Raw genomic sequence first — 19,328 nt, forward strand, 5'->3', positions numbered from 1 at the left:
CTAAGGATGTTGTCAGTACGGACCGAATCATATGCCCCGAGTCTGCTGCAGCACGGCATCGGACTGTGCAAGAGGCACCCCGGTTGAGTATCAGGCGGCTTATTTGGTGCCGGTGCATCGGCGCAGGATGTGAGACGCTGACGGAGTGAACCGCCTCGCCGAAGCGACTTCCCCGTACCTCCTGCAGCACGCCGACAACCCGGTCGATTGGTGGGAATGGGGGCCGGAAGCGCTGGCGGAGGCGCGCCGTCGCGGGGTGCCGATTCTGTTGTCCGTCGGGTACGCCGCCTGCCATTGGTGTCACGTCATGGCGCACGAGTCCTTCGAGCACGAGGGCACCGCGACCCTGATGAACGCGCATTTCGTGAACATCAAGGTCGACCGCGAGGAGCGGCCGGACATCGACGCCGTCTACATGGCCGCCACGCAGGCCATGACCGGACAGGGCGGCTGGCCGATGACCTGCTTCCTCACGCCCGAGGGCGAGCCATTTCATTGCGGCACTTACTATCCGCCCGCCCCGCGCCCCGGGATTCCGTCGTTCACGCAGCTGCTCGTGGCCGTCGCGGAGGCGTGGGAGGAGCGGCCGGACGACCTGCGCGAGGGTGCGAAACAGATCGTCGGGCACCTTGCCGAGCAGAGCGGTCCGCTGAAGGAGGCCGCCGTCGACGCCGACGCTTTGGCGGAAGCCGTGACGAAACTCGCGCAGGAGGCAGACCCCGTGCACGGCGGTTTCGGTGGTGCGCCGAAGTTTCCGCCGTCCATGGTGCTGGAGTTCCTGGTGCGCCACCACGAACGCACGGGTTCGGCGCAGGCGCACGCGCTCGCCGAGTCCGCTGCGGACGCGATGGCTCGCGGCGGCATTCACGACCAGCTGGGCGGCGGGTTCGCGCGCTACTCCGTGGACGCGGAGTGGATCGTTCCCCACTTCGAGAAAATGTTGTATGACAACGCGTTGTTGCTCCGAGTGTACGCGCATCTCGCGCGTCGTGGGTCGGCGTCGGCGCTGCGGGTGACGGAAGGGATCGTCCGGTTCCTCGAGCACGATCTGCTTACGCCGCAAGGAGGTTTCGCGGCTTCCCTCGACGCGGACACTGAAGGCGTCGAGGGATTGACGTACGTGTGGACGCCCGCGCAGCTCAACGACGTCCTCGGCGAGGACGGCCCGTGGGCGGCCGAACTGTTCAGCGTCACCGAAGAGGGCACCTTTGAAGAAGGTGCGTCGACCCTTCAGCTGCGGACAGATCCGGACGATTTCGACCGTTTCGAGCGCGTCCGGCAGGCATTGCTCGAAGCGCGCGCGGAGCGTCCGCAACCGGGGCGCGACGACAAGGTAGTCGCGGCCTGGAACGGTCTTGCGATTTCCGCGCTGGCCGAAGCGGGCGTCGCATTGGAGCGTCCACAGTGGATCGAACTCGCTCGTGGCGCGGCGTCTCTGCTGCTGGACCTGCACATCGTGGACGGACGACTCCGCCGCAGCTCGCGGGACGGCGCGGTCGGGACGCCGGTCGGCGTGCTGGAGGACTACGCCTGCCTCGCTGACGGTCTTCTCGCCCTCCACCAGGCCACTGGCGAACCGCGCTGGCTCACCGAAGCGACCCGGCTGCTGGACGTCGCACTGGCGCACTTCGCGTCGGATTCCGCGCCCGGCGCGTATCACGACACCGCCGACGACGCCGAAATCCTGGTGCAGCGCCCGTCCGATCCGACGGACAACGCGAGTCCGTCCGGCGCTTCGGCGCTGGCTGGCGCACTGCTCACCGCGTCCGCGCTGGCTGGGCCTGACCAGGCGGCGCGCTACCGCGACGCTGCTGAACTCGCGTTGCGCCGCGTCGGTCTGCTCGCCGCGCGGGTGCCGCGGTTCGCTGGGCACTGGCTGTCCGTGGCGGAGGCGGCGCAGTCCGGACCGGTGCAGGTCGCGGTCGTCGGCGCGGACCGCGCGGAGCTGGTGACCGCCGCCGCGCAGCACATCCACGGCGGCGGCATCGTGCTCGGCGGCGAGCCGGATGCGTCCGGTGTCCCGTTGCTGGCCGACCGGCCGCTGGTCGACGGCGAGGCGGCGGCGTACGTCTGCCGCGGCTACGCCTGCGAACGCCCGGTGACCGCGGCGGACCAGCTCATCGCCCAGCTCTGACGAATTCCGCCCCTGGTGAACGCGCTACCTGCCACGGTGGAATCAGCGTAGCTTCAGTAGTGACGTAATCATGTAATCAAGGTTGGTGGACGTGATGGGGCGAGGTTGGAAAGGCCGGGGCTGGCAGCAGGCCGAGGCTCCGTCGGCGGACGACGCGGCGGCGTGGTTCGGCGGACGGCTCCCGGACGGCTGGTTCACCGGCGACCCGGAAATCACCGTGGACCGGGAAGAGATCCTGATCGTCGGCGAACTGCCCGCGCTGACCGGCGAATACGCCGACGACGCGGCCCGCGCGGCCGCCGAGGACGGGCGGATCAGCCGGTTCCGCGAGGAAACCCGCGACGAGCGGATCGAGATCGCGCGGCAGGCTGAGCACCGCTACCAGCGCAAAGTGGCGTGGGGCGCGAAGCTGGGCGGCACGACGGCGCACTTCACGACGCTGTCGGTGCCGGTGATGACCCGGCTGCGGCAGCCCGAACGGCTGGTCCTCGACACGCTCGTGGACGCCGGCGTCGCGCGGTCGCGGTCCGAGGCGCTGGCCTGGGCGGTGCGGCTGGTCGGCGAGCACGCGGACGCGTGGCTGACCGAACTGCGCGAGGCGATGACCAAGGTCGACGACCTGCGGTCGAAGGGGCCCGATTTGGGCTGAGCTGCGGAAGATCCTCCGCTGCGGCAGGCTGGTGGCACCCTGCTGCATCGGAGGAACCGTGGACGTCCCTGCTGTGCCCGAGAAAGTGGACCCGGACGCGCTGACCGCAGTCCTCGACGGACGCTGGGCCGGGTTGAAGCGCGACGTCCGCGCGCAGATGAGCACGGAGAAGTTCCGGAACACGATCGGTCTCGACGTCGAAGCGCACCGCGTCCAGGTGCTGGACCAGCTGCGGAAACTCGCCGAAACCGACCGTCCCGCGCTCGGCTTCGACTCCGCGTACGGCGGGCTGAGCGACGTCGGCGGGTCGGTGATGTCGTTCGAGATGCTCGGCTACGGCGACCTGTCGCTGATGGTCAAGGCCGGGGTCCAATGGGGCCTGTTCGGCGGTGCGGTGCAGTTGCTCGGCACCGCGAGGCACCACGAGAAGTACCTGCGCCGCATCATGAACCTGGACCTGCTCGGCTGCTTCGCGATGACTGAGCATGGCCACGGTTCGGACGTTCAGCACCTGCACACCACCGCGACCTACGACCCTTCGACGCGCGAATTCGTCGTGCACAGCCCAGATCCCGGTGCCACCAAGGAATACATCGGCAACGCCGCCCGCGACGGACAACTCGCGGTGGTCTTCGCACAACTGATCACCGGCGGCGAATCCCGTGGCGTACATGCCTTCCTGGTCCCGATCCGCGATGATTCCGGTGCTCCGGCTTTTGGCGTCACCATCGCGGACTGCGGCATAAAAGCCGGTCTGAACGGCGTCGACAACGGACGGTTGACCTTCGACCACGTCCGCGTGCCACGGGAAGCGCTGCTGAACCGCTTCGGCGACGTAGCCGAGGACGGCACCTACACGAGCCCGATCGAAAGCGACGGCCGCCGCTTCTTCACGATGCTGGGCACGCTCATCCGCGGGCGCGTGAGCGTCGGCGGCAGTGCCGGATGCGCCACCCAGCGAGCCCTGACGCTGGCAGTGCGCTACGGCGACCAGCGGCGGCAGTTCCAGCGTCCGGAAGGTGACGAGGTGGTCATCCTCGATTACCTGGGGCACCAACGAAAACTGCTGCCAGCCTTGGCGAAGACTTACGCTCTGCACTTCGCGCAAGAGGAACTGGTCGCCGCACTGCACGACATCGCGTCCGACGCGCCGGAAGAAGAACAACGCGAACTGGAATCCCGCGCCGCCGGTCTGAAGGCTCTCAACACCTGGCATGCAACCGCAGCGATCCAAACCGCCCGCGAAGCCTGCGGCGGCAGCGGATACCTGTCGGAGAACCTGCTGGCCGGCCTGAAAGCCGACACGGACGTCTTCACTACCTTCGAAGGCGACAACACTGTGTTGTTGCAGCTGGTCGCGAAGGGCTTGCTGACGCAGTACAAGGAACACTTCGAAGACCTCAGCCCGCTCGCGACTGCGCGATTTGTCGCTGAACAGCTGGTGGATACCGTGAAGGAGCGCTCGGCGGCGTGGAAGTTCCTGGAACGCCTGACCGAGTCAGACGATGCCTCGGTGCTCTTCGACCGCGAGTGGCAACAGCGTCTCTTCGAGGACCGTGAAGAACATGTGCTGAGCGGTGTGGCCAACCGTCTCCGCGGAGCTGCTTCGGATCCCTTCGGCGTCTTCAACTCCGTACAGGACCATGTGCTGCTCGCTGGCCGCGTACACGTGGACCGCTTGACCCTCGACGCCTTCGCGCGCGCAGTGGCCGCGTGCCCCGACCCGGACGCTGCGGCGCTGTTGGATCGAGTGTGCGACCTGTACGCCCTGTCGACGATCGAAGCGGACCGCGCTTGGTTCCTTGAGCACGGACGGATCTCCGCAACCCGGTCCAAGGCGGTGACTGCGGCGGTTAACGCATTGTGCGGGACTTTGCGGCCACATGCGCGGACGTTGGTGGACGGGTTCGCGGTTCCGGAACAGTTCTTGGCGGCCCCGATGCTGAACGGCTGAGTCGGGCGTCGATTCGAGCGCGGACAGGCCTACATGCCGAGCAGGCGGGACTTCTGCGTGGCGAATTCCTCGTCGGTAAGGATTCCGCGCTCGCGGAGCTCAGCGAGTTTTTCAAGATCAGCAGCGAGGCTGCTGGTCGCGGATGCCGACGCGGGAGGCGGTTCCGGTGCCGGGCTCGCGAGAGCTGGTTCGCTTGCCGCTGACGCCTGCTGACTGGGATGGCTGCCGAGGACCAGTTCGGTGAGAAGGTCCTTGATCGGCCTGGCCTCGTTGTGGCCGACCCGGAAATCGATCGTGTTCCCGCTGGTGACTACTTGGACGGCGGTGAAACGCAAGCCATCGCGTTTCGTCGTGACACTCGAGATGTTCTTGATCGGGATCATCTCGGTGCCGGCCCGGCCAGAGCGGACACCGGTCGCGAGCAGGGACACGCCTGAGGTGAGAAGGCCGGCGGTGAGCTTGCCGCCGCTGACGCCGCGGGGACGCTCCATTCGACGCGGTCGGAGAAGATCTGCACCGTGGCGTTCTTGCCCGCGATGTGGCTCTTGAACTGCAACAAGGGGATGTCGCTGGTCATCGGCTCTCAGTCCTCCCGGAAGTGGTGAACTGAGTTCCACTGTCGCTGCCGTTGCCCGATCTGTCCACCATGCGGCGAGAAGCTTGTCGCGGCTGGGAAGGGCAATCGCCGGACTCGCGCGAACCGGAGCTACGAGTACATCGCCAACCAGATCGCAATATAGTGCGACACCGCAGCCAACACCGTGCACGCGTGGAAGAACTCGTGGTACCCGAACGTCTCCGGCCAATGATTCGGCCACTTCACCGCGTAAAAAACCGCCCCCACGGTGTAAAACAGACCACCCACGCAAAGCAGCACCAAAGCCGCGACTCCGGCATGGCTCAGCAGCTCCGGCAGCACGAACACCGCGACCCACCCGAGCGCGATGTAGATCGGCACCCCGAGCCAGCGCGGTGCGTGCGGCCACAGCATCTTCATCGCCACACCGAGGATCGCGCCGCCCCACACGATGCCCAGGACGATGTATCCCGTTGGCTTCGACATGGCCAGCAGGGTGAACGGCGTGTACGTGCCGGCGATGAACAGGAAGATCATCGAGTGGTCGGCGCGCTTCATCCACTTGTACGCGCGCGGGCTCCACAGCCTGCGGTGATACAGCGCGCTCACGCCGAAAACGCCCAGCACGGTGAGGCCGTACACGGACGTCGCCAGTGCGGCGACCGGCGAGACCGTCGACGCGGCGAGGCTGATCAGCGTGGCGGCCGCGGCGACGGCGCCGAAGAACGACCAGAAGTGGATGTGGCCGCGCAGCCGAGGCCGAGTGTCCTCGGGCACGGGCGGGGGCTCGATCGTCACGCTCACCTCGCCAAGGCTACGGGACCGTAGGTTTTTCGCCAGCCCCCGTGGCGCGTCACACCCTTGCTCCAGGGGTGCGTACGCTCGGGCGACGTGAGCCTCCGGTCCTTCATGTCCGACGTTGTCTACAGCATCTACAGCCGCCGTCTGATCCAGCAGTCGGCAGGCCGTCATCCGCGGCATATCGCGATCATGCTCGACGGCAATCGCCGCTGGGCTCGGGAGGCCGGGTTCACCGACGTGGCCGACGGGCACCGCGCCGGGGCCAAGAAGATCGCCGACTTCCTCAGCTGGTGCCAGGAGGCCGAGGTCGAGGTCGTGACGATGTGGCTGCTCTCCACCGACAACCTCAACCGCGATCCGGACGAGCTCACGCCGCTGCTGAAAATCATCACCGACGTCACCGACGAGCTCGCCGGGGCCGAGGCGCCGTGGCGGCTGCGCATCGTCGGTGCGCTCGATCTGCTGCCGCTCGAGGTGGCGCAGAAGCTCACCGCAGCCGTGGCGCGGACCGAGAACCACTCGGGCATGGAGGTGAACATCGCGGTCGGCTACGGGGGGCGGCAGGAGATCGCCGACGCGGTCCGCAAGCTTCTCCTGCAGCACGCCGACGAGGGTACTTCGATTCGCGAACTCGCGAAAATCCTCGACGTCGACCACATCTCGGAACATCTGTACACGTCAGGCCAACCGGATCCGGATCTGATTATCCGAACATCCGGTGAACAGCGGCTTTCCGGATTTCTGCTCTGGCAGTCCGCGCATTCGGAATTCTGGTTCACCGAGGCTTACTGGCCGGCATTCCGGCGGGTCGACTTTCTCCGCGCGATGCGCGACTACGCCTGGCGGCACCGCCGGTTCGGGGCCTGACGCGGCGAACCGGCCCGGCGGACCCACCCAGCCGGGCCGGTCGACCCGGCCGCTAACGCCGCGAAGGCCCCGGAGCCGGGCTCCGGGGCCTTCGCGCAAGACGGCTCAGCCGTGGTGGTGCTCCATCGAGTGGGCCACCAGCGCCGGGGTCAGCGCGATGCCGGTGTAGGCACCCGCGACCAGCGAAGCGGCACCGTAGCCCAGCGCGCCGCCGCCCTCGATGAAGGTGGCGTAGGCGTCGCCGAACGTCGGGTCCGGAGCGCCCTGGGTGGCGGCCGGGGAGGCGAACGCCGTCCCGCCGATCATCATCAGGCCCGCGGCCGCACCGGCGACAATTCCAGCCTTCTTCAGCACTTCGCACACTCCTAGGTAGAGATACTGGGATTCGGGGCACCGGAGTGTTCCGGTGGTGTGTCCCGCAGTAAGGAAATTACCCCCGAATGGCCTCTAGCGAATGGTGCGTACGCCCATTGTGTGAGCGCTGGAAGGCCCAGTTCACTCGGTACGGTTCAGTGTCCAGGACGCGAAATGCATTCCGGTCTTCCCCGTGGTACAAGGCCCTTTACCTGAGAATTGCCTGCACTCGGTGATTAATTTTCCATGATCATCCATCTGTGTGACCCCCTGATCGCCGGGCCTCGTGACGCTGAGTGAGCACTGTGGACACTCTGTTTCGGGCGACCGACGGTGGGATGACGAATCGGCGAATCACCTGTGTGGCTGCCTGCACGACGGGGCGGACGTAGGTACCTTCCGGAATAGAGAGTTCGCGTTCCGTGCGGATTCTCGCGGGAGGCCCTGGTCGTGGCGTTGATCGAGGGGGCGGCTCAGCCGCCCACGAGATGCACGAGGGGGCCGGCACCCGGCCCTCGTGGCCGTGCCGCCTGACGCAGCCAGCGTCAGGGAGTGCGGACCCAGCCAGGGAGGTGCCCGGCCCAGCGAGTGCGGGCGTGGGGTGCACACGCCCTCGAGGGAGATGCCGTCGTGACTGCGCAGCGTTCACCCCGCAAGGCCTCAGGCCGTTCTTCGACCGGTGCTCAAGCGCCGGAGAAAGCCTCGATCTCGCCCGAATCCCCACGCATCACTTATGTGCTCGACACGTCGGTGCTGCTCTCCGACCCGTGGGCGGTCACCCGGTTCGCCGAACACGCGGTGGTGCTCCCGCTGGTCGTCATCAGCGAACTGGAGGCCAAGCGCCACCACTCCGAACTCGGCTGGTTCGCCAGGGAATCCCTCCGGCTGCTGGACGACCTCCGGCTCAAGCACGGCAGGCTCGACGCCCCGATCCCGATCGGCGACCAGGGCGGCACCCTGCAGGTGGAGCTGAACCACACCGATCCGTCCGTCCTCCCGGTGGGCTTCCGCACCGATTCGAACGACCACCGCATCCTCGCGTGCGCGCTCAACCTCGCGACGGAGCAGCCGGCGGTCGTCCTGGTGACGAAGGACATCCCGCTGCGGGTCAAAGCGGGCGCGGTCGGGCTCACCGCGGACGAGTACCGGGCGCAGGAGGTCACGCCGTCGGGCTGGACGGGCATGGCGGACGTGGACGCGCCACAGGAGCTGATCGACGCGCTCTTCTCGGGCGGTTCGGCGGATCCGGCGGAGTTCGGTCTCGGGGAGGTGGGCGAACTGCCGTGCCACACCGGGTTGCGGCTGCTCGCGGGCAGTTCGAGCGCGCTCGGCCGGGTCACGGCGGACAAGCGGGTGCGGCTGGTGCGCGGCGACCGCGAGGCGTTCGGCCTGCACGGCCGCTCGGCTGAGCAGCGCGTGGCGCTCGACCTGCTGCTGGACTCCGACGTCGGCATCGTCTCGCTCGGCGGGCGCGCGGGCACCGGCAAGTCGGCGCTGGCGCTGTGCGCGGGCCTGGAAGCGGTGATGGAACGCCAGCAGCACCGCAAGGTCGTGGTGTTCCGCCCGGTCTACGCGGTCGGCGGCCAGGATCTCGGCTATCTGCCCGGGTCCGAGAGCGAAAAAATGCAGCCGTGGGCGCAGGCGGTGTTCGACACGCTCGGCGCGCTGGTCAGCCAGGACGTGCTGGACGAGGTCTTCGACCGCGGCATGCTCGAGGTGCTGCCGCTGACGCACATCCGGGGCCGCTCGCTGCACGACACGTTCGTGATCGTGGACGAGGCGCAGTCGCTGGAGCGCAACGTGCTGCTGACCGTACTGTCTCGGCTCGGTTCGGCGTCGCGGGTGGTGCTCACGCACGACGTCGCCCAGCGGGACAACCTGCGCGTCGGCAGGCACGACGGCGTCTCGGCGGTGATCGAGAAGCTGAAGGGGCACCCGCTGTTCGCGCACGTGACCCTGACCCGCTCGGAGCGCTCGCCGATCGCGGCGCTGGTGACGGAGATGCTGGAGGACCACGGCTGACCTAGGACCGGAAAAGGCCCCTCGAGGAACTTCCTCGAGGGGCCTTTCCAGGACTGCTTACCAGCCGGAAGGCAGCGGGCGACCCTCGGCGAAACCGGCCGCCGACTGCACGCCCAGCACCGCGCGCTCGTGGAACTCCTCGATCGTGCGCGCGCCCGCGTACGTGCAGGACGAGCGGACGCCCGAGCAGATCGAGTCGATCAGGTCTTCGACGCCGGGCCGGTTCGGGTCCAGCGCCATCCGCGACGTGGAGATGCCCTCCTCGAACAGCGCCTTGCGCGCGCGGTCGAAGACGTTGTCCGTGCGCGTCCGGGCTCCGACGGCACGCTTCGACGCCATTCCGAACGACTCCTTGTACGGACGGCCCTGCTCGTCGTAGCGCAGGTCGCCGGGGGATTCGTGGGTGCCGGCGAACCACGAACCGACCATCGCCGCCGATGCGCCCGCGGCCAGTGCCAGCGCGACGTCGCGCGGGTGTCGCACGCCGCCGTCGGCCCACACGTGTTTGCCCAGCTCACGGGCGGCGGCGGCGCATTCCGCGACCGCGGAGAACTGCGGGCGGCCGACGCCGGTCATCATCCGCGTGGTGCACATCGCGCCGGGGCCGACGCCGACCTTGATGACGTCCGCGCCCGCGTGGATGAGGTCGCGCGTGCCTTCGGCGGTGACGACGTTGCCCGCCACGACCGGCACCTTCGGCGACACCGAACGAACCGCCTTGAGCGCGGCGATCATCTTTTCCTGGTGCCCGTGCGCGGTGTCGACGACCAGCGTGTCGACGCCCGCGGCCAGCACCGCTTCGGCCTTCGCCGCGACGTCGCCGTTCACACCGACCGCGGCGGCGACGCGCAGCTTCCCGTCGGCGTCGGCGGCCGGGGTGTAGATCTCCGAACGCAGCGCGCCCACCGCGGTCAGGACACCGGCGAGGCGACCCTCGGCATCGAGACCGAGAGCGAGCCGTCCGCCGTGGCTGTGCAGGAGTTCGAAAACCTCGCGCGGCGGCGTGTCCAGCGGCACGGCGACCACGGCGGGCTCAGCGACGTCGGCCAGCCGCGCGAAGCGGTCGACACCGGCGCAGGCGGCCTCGTCCACGACCCCGACCGGCTTGCCGTCGCCGTCGACGATGACGACCGCGCCGTGTGCTCGTTTGTGCACAAGGTTGAGGGCATCGGCCACCGCGTCGCCGCCGGTGAGGACCAGCGGCGTGTCCCAGACGGCGTGGCGGGACTTCACCCAGGAGACGATTTCGGCCACCGCGGCCGTGTCGACGTCCTGCGGAAGCACGACGAGCCCGCCGCGGCGAGCGACGGTCTCGGCCATCCGCCGCCCGGCGACGGCCGTCATGTTGGCCACCACCAAGGGGATCGTCGCGCCAGTGCCGTCCACAGTGGACAAGTCGACGCCGAAGCGGGATTCCACGTCCGAACGGTTCGGCAGCAGGAACACGTCGTCGTAGGTCAGGTCGTGAGCGGGCACGTGCCCATCCAGAAAGCGCACGAGTCACCAGGCTACGTGGCTTGCGCGCGGGACGCTAACCCGGCGTGGCCCGTGGGACAATGGCGAGGTGGACAGCCGTGATCGCGACGACCAGGGGCGCGCCCGCAACGCCCGCCCTCGTGATGGCCTTGGCCGCCCGTTGCCGTACGGCTCCGACGGCGTGCCGCGCCAGCCGGAAGGCGTGCAGCGGACCCCGGAGGAGACCCTGGCGGAGGCGCAGGACCTGCTGGACGCCGGCCGCCCGTTCCACGCCCACGAGGTCTTCGAGGACGCGTGGAAAACGACGGACGGCCCGGAACGCGAACTGTGGCGCGGCCTCGCCCAGCTGGCGGTGGGGCTGACGCACGCGTTGCGGGGGAATGGGAACGGGGCGGTCGCCCTGCTGGAGCGGGGTGCGGAGAACATCGCGCCGTTCGCCGAGGTGCCGCCGCACGGGATCGACGTGGCCGGGCTGCAGCGGTGGGCGCAAGCGCTTGCGGCGGAGGCTCGGGAGCGGGCTCGGGTGGAGCCGGAGGTTCCTCGGCTGGCTCCGTAGACGGGGTTGCTTCCGGGGGGGGGTGACCGGGCTGGGTTTTGCCTGCGCTGGGGGTTTCGCTGCGTTGCCGGGGCGCTCGGATTGTGCGGTGGGCCTTGGTGCGGTTCCGTGAGACTGCAGGTCGGGCGGTCACGCGGGCTTTTGTGCGGCTCAGCGCGGCTGCGGTCGAGGTCGAGGTCGAGGTCGAGGTCGAGCGAGCATGTCGTGCAGCGCGAGCGGTGACGCGCGCTCTGGTGCGGCGGTGTGGTTCGGCGCGGCTGCCGGTCGAGGTCGGGCGGCTACGTGGCGCGGCTCAAGCGGCGATGCGGGCTGATCCGGTAGCAGGCAGCGGCCGGTCGTGAGCTGGACGGTTCGGCGGACGCGGTTCTGGAAGGGCGGCACCGCGCGCAGATGCAGGACAGGCAGGCTGGGCGCAAACGCTTCTGCCAGCCGATCGCGTAACTCGCCGGGCAGGGCGACAGACATGCCGCCCCGCCCGGCGAGAAAGGGTGGTCAGGCGGCGGGCCAGTCAGTCGATCCCGCTTTTTCCTTGCCGATGGTCGTCGCTTCGCCGTGGCCGGTGCGGACGATCGTCGCGTCGGGGAGGGGGAAGAGGCGGTCTCGGATGGACTTCACGATGGTCGGGTAGTCGGAGTACGAGCGGCCGGTCGCGCCGGGGCCGCCGTTGAACAGGGTGTCTCCGGTGAAGAGGACTTCCAGGTCGGGGCTGTGCAGGCAGATCGCGCCGGGGGCGTGGCCGGGCGTGTGCAGCACGGTGAGGTCGGTGCCCGCGACGGTGATGACCTGTCCGTCGGCCAGGTCGCCGTCGGGGGCGCGGTCCGGGTGGGTCAGGTCCCAGACGACGCGGTCGGCCGGGTGCAGCAGGATCGGGGCGCCGGTGCGGTCGGCCAGCGCGGGGGCGGCGTTGACGTGGTCGTTGTGCGCGTGGGTGCAGACAATCGCGCGGACTGTGCGTTCTCCGATCACGTCCGCGATGGCGTCCGCGTCGTGCGCGGCGTCGATCACGATCACCTCGGAGCCGTCGCCGACTATCCAGACGTTGTTGTCCACGTCCCAGCTGCCGCCGTCGAGCTCGAACACGCCCGACGTGACCAGGTTCTGCACTATGGCCGTCATGCCGCAGACCCTAGTGGCCCGCGAGGCATACCGCCGGTACCTACTTTCGAGTATCCTTACTCGCGGTAAGTTAGCCGCGACGACGGGACTGCTCATGACCGACCCCCGGGATCTGCTCGCCGAACCGCTCAAACTGCACTGCGGGGCCGTGCTGCCGCATCGGATCGCGAAGTCGGCGCTCAGCGAGCAGCTTGGCGACCGTCGCAACGCGCCTTCCGCCGAGCTCGCGCAGCTGTACCGGACCTGGGCGCGCGGGGGCGCGGGCCTGCTCGTGACCGGCAATGTGATGGTCGATCCCACCGCGCTCGGCGAACCGCGCAACGTCGCGTTGCCCGCCGAGCCCGACCCGGCGGCGTACCGGTCGTGGGCGCGGGCCGTGGACGGCACGGACGCGCAGTTGTGGGTGCAGCTCAACCATCCCGGACGGCAGAGTCCGCGGTATTTGTCTCGCCAGCCGGTCGCGCCGTCGGCGGTGCCGTTCGGCGACCGAGGCGTGCGGACGGCGTTCGCGGCGCCACGGGCGTTGACCGGGGACGAGATCGAAGCGGTGGTGGCGAGGTTCGCGGTGTCGGCGCGGACGTTCGTCGACGCCGGGTTCGCCGGGATCCAGATTCACGGCGCGCACGGGTACCTGATTTCGCAGTTCCTGTCGCCGTTGGTGAACCGTCGTGACGACGAATGGGGGCGCGACCGCAGCCGGTTCCTGCTTGAGGTGGTGCGCGCGGTCCGGGACGCGGTGGGGGATCGGGTGCCGGTTTCGGTGAAGCTCAACAGTGCCGACTTCCAGCGCGGCGGCTTCGACGAGGACGAGTCGTTGCAGGTGGTCCGGGCGCTGGGCGAGGCCGGGATCGACCTGCTCGAGATCTCCGGCGGCACGTATGAACGGGCCGTGATGATGGGGTCCGGCCGGACGAGCACGCAGCGGCGGGAGGCGTATTTCCTGGACTACGCGGCGAAAGCCCGCCAGATCAGCGACGTCGCGCTGATGGTCACCGGCGGGTTCACCACGGCGGCGGGCATGGCGGAGGCGCTGGAATCCGGTGCATTGGACGTGATCGGGATCGGCCGTCCGTTCACTGTGGACCCCGGGTTGCCGGGCCGGTTGCTCGCGGGCGAGGACGTGCGGGCCGAACGCCGTTGCCCGCGCACGGGAATCCGGCTCGCCGACAGCCTGCTCGAGATCCAGTGGCACACCCAGCAGATGCACCGCGTCGCCGCGGGCAAGCCGGTGGACCTCAAGCGTGGCGCGTTGCGAGCGTTCGCCCAGGCTGGGCTCAGCGATCCGCTGAACGCGTTTCGGCGGGTCCGCGCCTGAGCTGCGGGTCGGCGACCCGGGCACCGCTGGCGAGTGCGATGAAGAAGACGCCGATGAGCAGGCAGTTCAGCGCGACCTGCCCGTAGCCGAGGTTGTCAGCGTTGATGAACGGGTACGGGTAGTAGCCGTCGATCGCACCGCGGAAGAGCGTGAAAGCCAGCCACACCAAGGGATAGGCGAGCGACCACCAGACGGTGCGCCATGCCAGCACCCGCGGAGCGAAGAGCAGCCAGCCAAGGACGCACAGCACCGGGCTGACGCGATGCAGCAGGATGTCCGCGGCCAGGCCGAGCCCGTGCAGCTGGTACAGCCCGGCGAGCGCGACCTGGTAGACGACCCCGGTCACCACGATCCCGACCAGCGCGTCGAGCCACAGCACGCGCATCAGCGGCGAGGTGCCGCGTCCGCGGGCGAAAGCCGCGCTGGTGACGAGGACGAGGACGTTCGAGATGATCGTGAAATAGGTGAACAGGTTCGCGACTCGTCCGCCGAAGCTGACGTACCGTCCCTGCGGCGGCACCAGCGCGACGATCTGGATCACGAGCGCGGCCACCACGACCACCGCGGTCACCCCGAACCACAGCCGGGCCAACGCTTTCGACGACATACCGCTGACACTACGGCTCCGGAGCGGGTTCGCCCGGCCCGACCCGACCGTGTCCGATCGAGCCAGGGCCGGGCGAACCTACCTGGATGCCCGCCCGCGGCGCGGGGACTACCGCATCACCGCACCGCCTTCACCAAAGCGGGCACGAAGATCGACGCGTCGATCGTGCCCCAGCCGCTCGCGATGTCGTAGCCCGGACCGGCCTTGAAGCCTTCGACGTCCCACTGGCTGTTGTCGCCCTTGGTGACGTCGACGATCCCGGCCGCGGTGCCCTTCGGACCCAGCTTCGAGTACAGCGCCGGGTTGATCTGGCCCAGTCGCCCGTGGTTGGCCTGCACCGCCAACGCCAGCACGCCGGCGAACAACGGCGCCGACTGCGACGTGCCCTGGACGCCTTCCATGCTGATGTCCGGGTACGACCGCATCGTGCTGCCGGTGATCTTCTTGACGCGGTTCTGCCAGGACGGCCGCGCGTACGCCTTCGACAGGCCCGCTCCCTCGCTGAACCCGTTGTCCGCGGCGTTGACCAGGTCGTCGGGCTGGGTGCGGACGCCGTTCGCGTCCAGGTGCAGCTGGGTGCCGCCGAGCGCGGTGACGTTCGGGTCGCTGGCGGGCCAGCTCGCCACGCGGTACGGATACCGGCCGGGACCTTGCAGGTACGCCCCGGTCGGGCCGTCGTCGCCCGACGACGCCACCAGCGTGACGCCCGCCTTGCTCGCCCGTTCCAGCGCCGGGTCGAGGGTCTTGATCGACTCGAACGACGGGAAGTTCTCCTCGGTGGTGCCGAAGCTCATCGAAACCACGTCGGCGATGCGGTGCTCGGTCATGTAGTCGACCGCGTGCATCATTTCCGGCAGCCCGGCGAAGCCCTGCGTCTCGGCGACCGGGGTGGCGGCGACGACGATCTTCGCGCCCGGAGCCATCGCGTGCATCATCGTGACGTCGAGATCGGTTTCCCCGCCCCACGACTGGCAGGTGGCGGTGTCCACCCCGGGATCGGTGCACGCGGGCACCGCACCGGACGGCTGCAGCACCTCGACGTTCGCCGGCGGCAGACCGTGCTGCCGGGAGTACTCGTCCAGCACCTGCTTGACCTTGTCGTCGCCGAACGACACGAGCGTGGCCACGGTGGACCCGGCGCCGGTGATGCCCTGGTTCCACAGCTTCGTGGCGTTGTACGCGCCGCTTTCCTTCGGCAGCTTGGCCATCGCCGCGTTGAGCCGTGCCACCCGCTCGCGCACCGTGGTCGCGCCGACGAACGACTGCGCGGCAGCCGAGAAGTGGTGTCGCGGCGGCTGCTGCGGCGGCGCCGGCGCGGCACTGGCCGGTGCCGCCACCACGGTGGCGGCGAGCGCCACGCCCGCCAGCAGGGTCATCGGCCGCCCGAGTCCCCGGACGGCTGATTTCACCCGGAACGTCATGCTTTTCTCCTATCGACGCAGGCCAGTGCTCCCACTCTCGGGTACGCGGCCACGGGTGCGACATCGACTTTCGTCGGGCGTTTTCCTGAGCACAGCGGGGAAAACTGCCCGATGTCCGTAATATGCCCACTCATCCGGAGGGCGGGCGCGGCGATCATCATCCGGATGCCTCCTCGGAACCGGACTGCTCCGCCTGGCTGGCGTCCGTCGCCGGACGGCTGCCGCGCAGCAGCCCGCGGACGGTGTCGATGGCGTCGGCCTCGCCGGGATCCTTGTCCGGCCGGTACCGCACCACCCGCGCGAACCGCAGCGCCAGCCCGCCCGGATACCGCGTGCTGACCTGCGCCCCGTCCAGCTCGATCTCGACCACCGTCTCCGGCCGCACGTGGACGGTCCACCGGTCGCGGTGCGTCTCGATCTCCTGGAACCGCTCGGTCTGCCAGGCCAGCAGCTCGTCGGTAAGGCCCTTGAACGTCTTGCCCACCATGATCGGCGGCCCGCCGTCCGGATCGCGCGCGCCGAGGTGCAGGTTCGACAGTTTGCCGGTGCGCCGCCCGTGGCCCCATTCCGCCGCCAGCACCACCAGGTCGATGGTGTGCACCGGTTTCACTTTCAGCCACGCGCGCCCGCGCCGTCCGGCCGCGTAGATCGAATCGAGGTCCTTCACCATCACGCCCTCGTGCCCGGCGTCCATCGCCGCGTCGAGCACCGCCGCCGGCGATTCCGGCCGGACCGAGCCGGGGATCACGTGCTCGCCCGCGACCTGGCGCAGTGCCTCGTTGCGTTCGGACAACGGCGCGTCGAGCAGATCGACCCCGTCCAGATGCAGGCAGTCGAAGAAGTACGGCCGCAGCAGCAACGCCCGCACCTGTTCGTCCCGCGTGCTGCCGAACCGGCTCATCGTTTCCTGGAACGGCCGCGGCCGCCCGTCGTCGGTGAGCGCGAGGGTCTCGCCGTCCAGCACCACCGATTCGCACGGCAGCGCCCGCACCAGCTCGACCAACTCGGCGACGCTGCCGGTGATTTCCCGCAGCGTGCGCGTGTACACGTGCACTTCCGCGCCGCGCCGGTGCACCTGGATCCGCGCACCGTCCATTTTGTACTCGACGATCGCGTTCCCGTGCTCCGTCACGGCTTCCTCCAGCGATTCCGCCGGCGACGCGAGCATCGGCCGCACCGGACGGCCCAGCTCCAGCCCGAATTCCGCGAGCGCCGCCGCGCCCCCGGTGAGCGCCGCCTGTCCGGTGACCGGCAGCCGCCCGGACAGCATGAACGCGCGCCGCACCTGGTCGACCTCCACCTCGGCCGCCGCCGCGACCGCGTCGACCATCACGCCTTCCAGCGCACCCTGCCGCAGCTCCCCGGTGACGAGCCGGAACACGAACTCCTGCTCGGCCCTGGTCAACCGGGAGAACAGCGCGGCGAGCACCTCCGCCCGGCGCTTCACCGAACCCGCGCCCGCCGCGGCCGCGACCTCGGTGAGCGCGACATCGACCTCCGCCACCGAGACGGCAGGCGTGGCCGCGGGTTCGACGGCGAGGTCGGCGAGCGTGCGCCAGCCGGCGCCGAGCCGGTCCTGTGCGGTCTGCCCGGTGAGATACGCGATCACCGCGGGCAGTTCGCCGGGTTCGGCCGCGCGCAGCACGGCGGCCAGCACGGCGATCTTCGTTTTCCGTGACCGCGTGGCCGCCAGTTCGGCGGAGGCGGTGACGAGGTCGGTGAACAACACCCGGCCATCATCGCCCCCGCCACCGACAAAAACTCTCGCTCCAGCCTCGACCGGGTGAAAAAGAGCTGGTCAGGCATCCGGACGAGTGCAGTACTGGTCCAGCAGCCCCTGTTTTGTCACACATGGCGTGTACCCTGCGTCCTGCAGTTCCGCCCGCGCCGTGCTGCTGCGCAGGTAGTCGAGGAACTGCTTCAGCAGCGAATCGTTCTCCGGCACGCCCTTTGTGTAGAGATACTCGACCGTCCAGAAGCGATAGCCAGCGTCGATGCTGGTCACGTCGGGGTAGCGGTCGTCGAGTTTCGCCATCGCGACGCGGCCTCCCGCCGCGGCGATCTTGGCCGCGGGCACGTCCGCGTAGCCGATGGCACCGGGGGTGTCGCCGACCGCGCGCAGCAGTTCGTCGGTCTTGCCGCGTTCGCAGCGCACCACGGTGGCGTGCGGGTCGCGGGTCGGCGTCCGGCAGTCGTCCGAGGACAGTCCCGGCTCTGCGGCACCCAGCACTTTCTGCTCGAAAGTCTTGCGCGTACCCGATTCCTGCCCGCGCCCGACAACCCGGATCGGGATCGACGGACCCTCGCGCAGTTGCGCCCAGTCGGTGTACTTCCCGTTGAAGATGCCGCGCACCTGCTCATTGCTCAGCCGGTCGACGCCGACGGCGCTGTTCACTACCAGGCTGTACACGAGCACTGCGACCGGTTGCGTGACCAGATCCGGCCCTGCGCCGGAAGCCTTGCCGTCGGAAAGCACTGCCATGCTGTCCTTTTGTTCCGCGGGCAACGGCCCCAGTTCGCGCACCGCGGACACGCTTCCGTCCGCTTGCGTTGTGATCGTCGCGCCAGGACACAGCTTCTGGTACTCGGTCGCGACGCTGTTCATGATGGGTGCGAACGCGCTGGATCCGTGCACCGCGAGGGATCCGTTGCCACAGCCGGGTTCGGACCCGCGCGACACGGCGACGAGGAGCATGCTCAGCAACGCCCCGGTCAGCAGCACCCCGATCGCTCCCGTGACCACCGGCCACGACAGCCAGCGCTGTTTGCGTTCGTCTTTGATTCGCCCGCCGCTGAGCCTTCCGGTGACGTCCAGTTCCTTGGACAACGACCCGCCGCGCCAGTCGTCCGGCTCGCGCAGCACGACGACGAGTTTGAACTTTTCCCGCCGCTTCAAGGAAAGCTGTTCGAGGCGGACGCCGTGCCATTGCGGTGCTGCGGCTGCCGGTGCGTCGGCTTGCCGCAGCAGTGCGGTCAGCCGCTGCGGCAGCAACGCTCGCACACCGGACAGTCGCGCGGTTCCGTTTTCCGGCGTAGGCTGATCATGAGTGAAGAATTCAAGTCCGTTCCGTACCACCTCACGCAACCCGTCTTTGGCATCGGACACGCGCGCGTCCCACACCACCCGCCTGCCGAAGGTGAACTGCAGCGGGTGTTCCCAGTCGTCCGGGCCGATGTCGAAGCTGCCGGTGTTGCGGATGCGGATCACGACCACGCTGAGCGGTTCGAGCAGCTGCACGGTGCGCACGAGTTCCGGATCCGCTTGCACCGCACCGTTGTCCGAGTCGCTGAGCGTGACCGGGTTGAGGCCGATTTTGGAGTTGTACAGCTCCCGGTAGATCACGCGCCTGCGGCGGATCACGTAGCGGTCGATGATCGGGGCGAGGATGGTCGCGCCCGCGACGACGGCGATGGGCACGATGCCGCGGCTGGACGTGAGCACGTCGGCGAGTGTTCGCACTATTTCCCCGAAGCTCACG

Annotated in this window: 16 protein-coding genes; 7 read left to right on the top strand and 9 right to left on the bottom strand. The window is 69.0% G+C overall.

Annotation, left to right across the window (positions count from 1 at the left end):
- Positions 1-145 precede the first annotated feature (145 nt).
- From DMP23_RS40640 to DMP23_RS40650, 3 genes are all read left to right on the top strand, one after another.
- Positions 146-2,134 (top strand): thioredoxin domain-containing protein, encoded by a 1,989-nt coding sequence (locus DMP23_RS40640; protein WP_337824143.1) that lies wholly within the window; start codon positions 146-148, stop codon positions 2,132-2,134.
- 94 nt (positions 2,135-2,228) lie between these two features.
- Positions 2,229-2,783 (top strand): hypothetical protein, encoded by a 555-nt coding sequence (locus tag DMP23_RS40645; protein WP_037367819.1) that lies wholly within the window; start codon positions 2,229-2,231, stop codon positions 2,781-2,783.
- 58 nt (positions 2,784-2,841) lie between these two features.
- Complete coding sequence (locus tag DMP23_RS40650) at positions 2,842-4,737, top strand: acyl-CoA dehydrogenase family protein (protein WP_337824144.1); 1,896 nt, start codon at positions 2,842-2,844, stop codon at positions 4,735-4,737.
- Positions 4,738-4,766: 29 nt separating this feature from the next.
- On the opposite strand, the gene DMP23_RS40655 is transcribed toward DMP23_RS40650, so the two are convergent.
- Together DMP23_RS40655 and trhA are read right to left on the bottom strand one after the other, a co-directional pair.
- The gene (locus tag DMP23_RS40655) at positions 4,767-5,228 is read right to left on the bottom strand and encodes an SHOCT domain-containing protein (protein WP_337824145.1); all 462 of its coding nucleotides are present in this window, start codon (positions 5,226-5,228) and stop codon (positions 4,767-4,769) included.
- A 215-nt stretch (positions 5,229-5,443) separates the two neighbouring features.
- Positions 5,444-6,118, bottom strand: coding sequence for a PAQR family membrane homeostasis protein TrhA (trhA, locus tag DMP23_RS40660; protein WP_199817900.1), 675 nt, complete (start codon positions 6,116-6,118; stop codon positions 5,444-5,446).
- Positions 6,119-6,223: 105 nt separating this feature from the next.
- Between trhA and DMP23_RS40665 the strand changes: the two genes are divergently transcribed.
- Positions 6,224-6,982: an isoprenyl transferase gene (locus DMP23_RS40665; protein WP_037816707.1), complete on the top strand. Its 759-nt coding sequence runs from the start codon at positions 6,224-6,226 to the stop codon at positions 6,980-6,982.
- 105 nt (positions 6,983-7,087) lie between these two features.
- Here the strand turns inward: DMP23_RS40665 and DMP23_RS40670 are convergent, their stop codons facing one another.
- Positions 7,088-7,336 carry a hypothetical protein gene (locus tag DMP23_RS40670; protein ID WP_037367894.1) on the bottom strand — a complete coding sequence of 83 codons (249 nt, stop codon included), beginning with the start codon at positions 7,334-7,336 and terminating at the stop codon, positions 7,088-7,090.
- Between the two features lie 735 nt (positions 7,337-8,071).
- Here DMP23_RS40670 and DMP23_RS40675 point away from each other — a divergent pair.
- Positions 8,072-9,358 (top strand): PhoH family protein, encoded by a 1,287-nt coding sequence (locus DMP23_RS40675; protein ID WP_107051135.1) that lies wholly within the window; start codon positions 8,072-8,074, stop codon positions 9,356-9,358.
- A gap of 57 nt (positions 9,359-9,415) precedes the next feature.
- Here DMP23_RS40675 and DMP23_RS40680 read toward each other — a convergent pair whose 3' ends face one another.
- Complete coding sequence (locus DMP23_RS40680; RefSeq protein WP_037816703.1) at positions 9,416-10,855, bottom strand: GuaB1 family IMP dehydrogenase-related protein; 1,440 nt, start codon at positions 10,853-10,855, stop codon at positions 9,416-9,418.
- A gap of 67 nt (positions 10,856-10,922) precedes the next feature.
- On the opposite strand from DMP23_RS40680, the gene DMP23_RS40685 reads away from it, so the two are divergent.
- Positions 10,923-11,390, top strand: a complete 468-nt coding sequence (locus DMP23_RS40685; protein WP_043828116.1) for a DUF309 domain-containing protein — start codon at positions 10,923-10,925, stop codon at positions 11,388-11,390.
- A gap of 492 nt (positions 11,391-11,882) precedes the next feature.
- Here DMP23_RS40685 and DMP23_RS40690 read toward each other — a convergent pair whose 3' ends face one another.
- Complete coding sequence (locus DMP23_RS40690; protein ID WP_337824146.1) at positions 11,883-12,506, bottom strand: MBL fold metallo-hydrolase; 624 nt, start codon at positions 12,504-12,506, stop codon at positions 11,883-11,885.
- A 94-nt stretch (positions 12,507-12,600) separates the two neighbouring features.
- Between DMP23_RS40690 and DMP23_RS40695 the strand changes: the two genes are divergently transcribed.
- Entirely contained in the window at positions 12,601-13,821 is a 1,221-nt protein-coding gene (locus DMP23_RS40695; RefSeq protein ID WP_337824147.1) for an NADH:flavin oxidoreductase/NADH oxidase family protein, read from the top strand.
- On the opposite strand, the gene DMP23_RS40700 is transcribed toward DMP23_RS40695, so the two are convergent.
- From DMP23_RS40700 to DMP23_RS40715, 4 genes are all read right to left on the bottom strand, one after another.
- Positions 13,781-14,428 (bottom strand): Pr6Pr family membrane protein, encoded by a 648-nt coding sequence (locus DMP23_RS40700; protein ID WP_337824148.1) that lies wholly within the window; start codon positions 14,426-14,428, stop codon positions 13,781-13,783. The genes DMP23_RS40695 and DMP23_RS40700 overlap by 41 nt on opposite strands.
- A 116-nt stretch (positions 14,429-14,544) precedes the next feature.
- A complete protein-coding gene (locus DMP23_RS40705; RefSeq protein ID WP_337824149.1) occupies positions 14,545-15,849 on the bottom strand; it encodes a S53 family peptidase in 1,305 nt (434 codons plus the stop codon).
- A 157-nt stretch (positions 15,850-16,006) separates the two neighbouring features.
- Complete coding sequence (locus DMP23_RS40710; protein WP_337824150.1) at positions 16,007-17,578, bottom strand: ATP-dependent DNA ligase; 1,572 nt, start codon at positions 17,576-17,578, stop codon at positions 16,007-16,009.
- 69 nt (positions 17,579-17,647) lie between these two features.
- Positions 17,648-19,327, bottom strand: a complete 1,680-nt coding sequence (locus tag DMP23_RS40715) for a PstS family phosphate ABC transporter substrate-binding protein (protein WP_337824151.1) — start codon at positions 19,325-19,327, stop codon at positions 17,648-17,650.
- Position 19,328: the final 1 nt, after the last annotated feature.

It is taken from the genome of Amycolatopsis sp. A1MSW2902, from assembly GCF_017312175.1.
In the GTDB taxonomy this organism is placed as follows: Bacteria; Actinomycetota; Actinomycetes; order Mycobacteriales; family Pseudonocardiaceae; genus Amycolatopsis; species Amycolatopsis nivea.

What these genes read in the sequence shown, in the direction of transcription:
- DMP23_RS40645 (WP_037367819.1), top strand. Translation starts at nt 2,229, where the DNA reads ATGGGGCGAGGTTGGAAAGGCCGGGGCTGGCAGCAGGCCGAGGCTCCG.
- DMP23_RS40655 (WP_337824145.1), bottom strand. Translation starts at nt 5,228, where the DNA reads ATGGAGCGTCCCCGCGGCGTCAGCGGCGGCAAGCTCACCGCCGGCCTT.
- DMP23_RS40665 (WP_037816707.1), top strand. Translation starts at nt 6,224, where the DNA reads ATGTCCGACGTTGTCTACAGCATCTACAGCCGCCGTCTGATCCAGCAG.
- DMP23_RS40690 (WP_337824146.1), bottom strand. Translation starts at nt 12,506, where the DNA reads ATGACGGCCATAGTGCAGAACCTGGTCACGTCGGGCGTGTTCGAGCTC.
- DMP23_RS40695 (WP_337824147.1), top strand. Translation starts at nt 12,601, where the DNA reads ATGACCGACCCCCGGGATCTGCTCGCCGAACCGCTCAAACTGCACTGC.
- DMP23_RS40700 (WP_337824148.1), bottom strand. Translation starts at nt 14,428, where the DNA reads ATGTCGTCGAAAGCGTTGGCCCGGCTGTGGTTCGGGGTGACCGCGGTG.
- DMP23_RS40705 (WP_337824149.1), bottom strand. Translation starts at nt 15,849, where the DNA reads ATGACGTTCCGGGTGAAATCAGCCGTCCGGGGACTCGGGCGGCCGATG.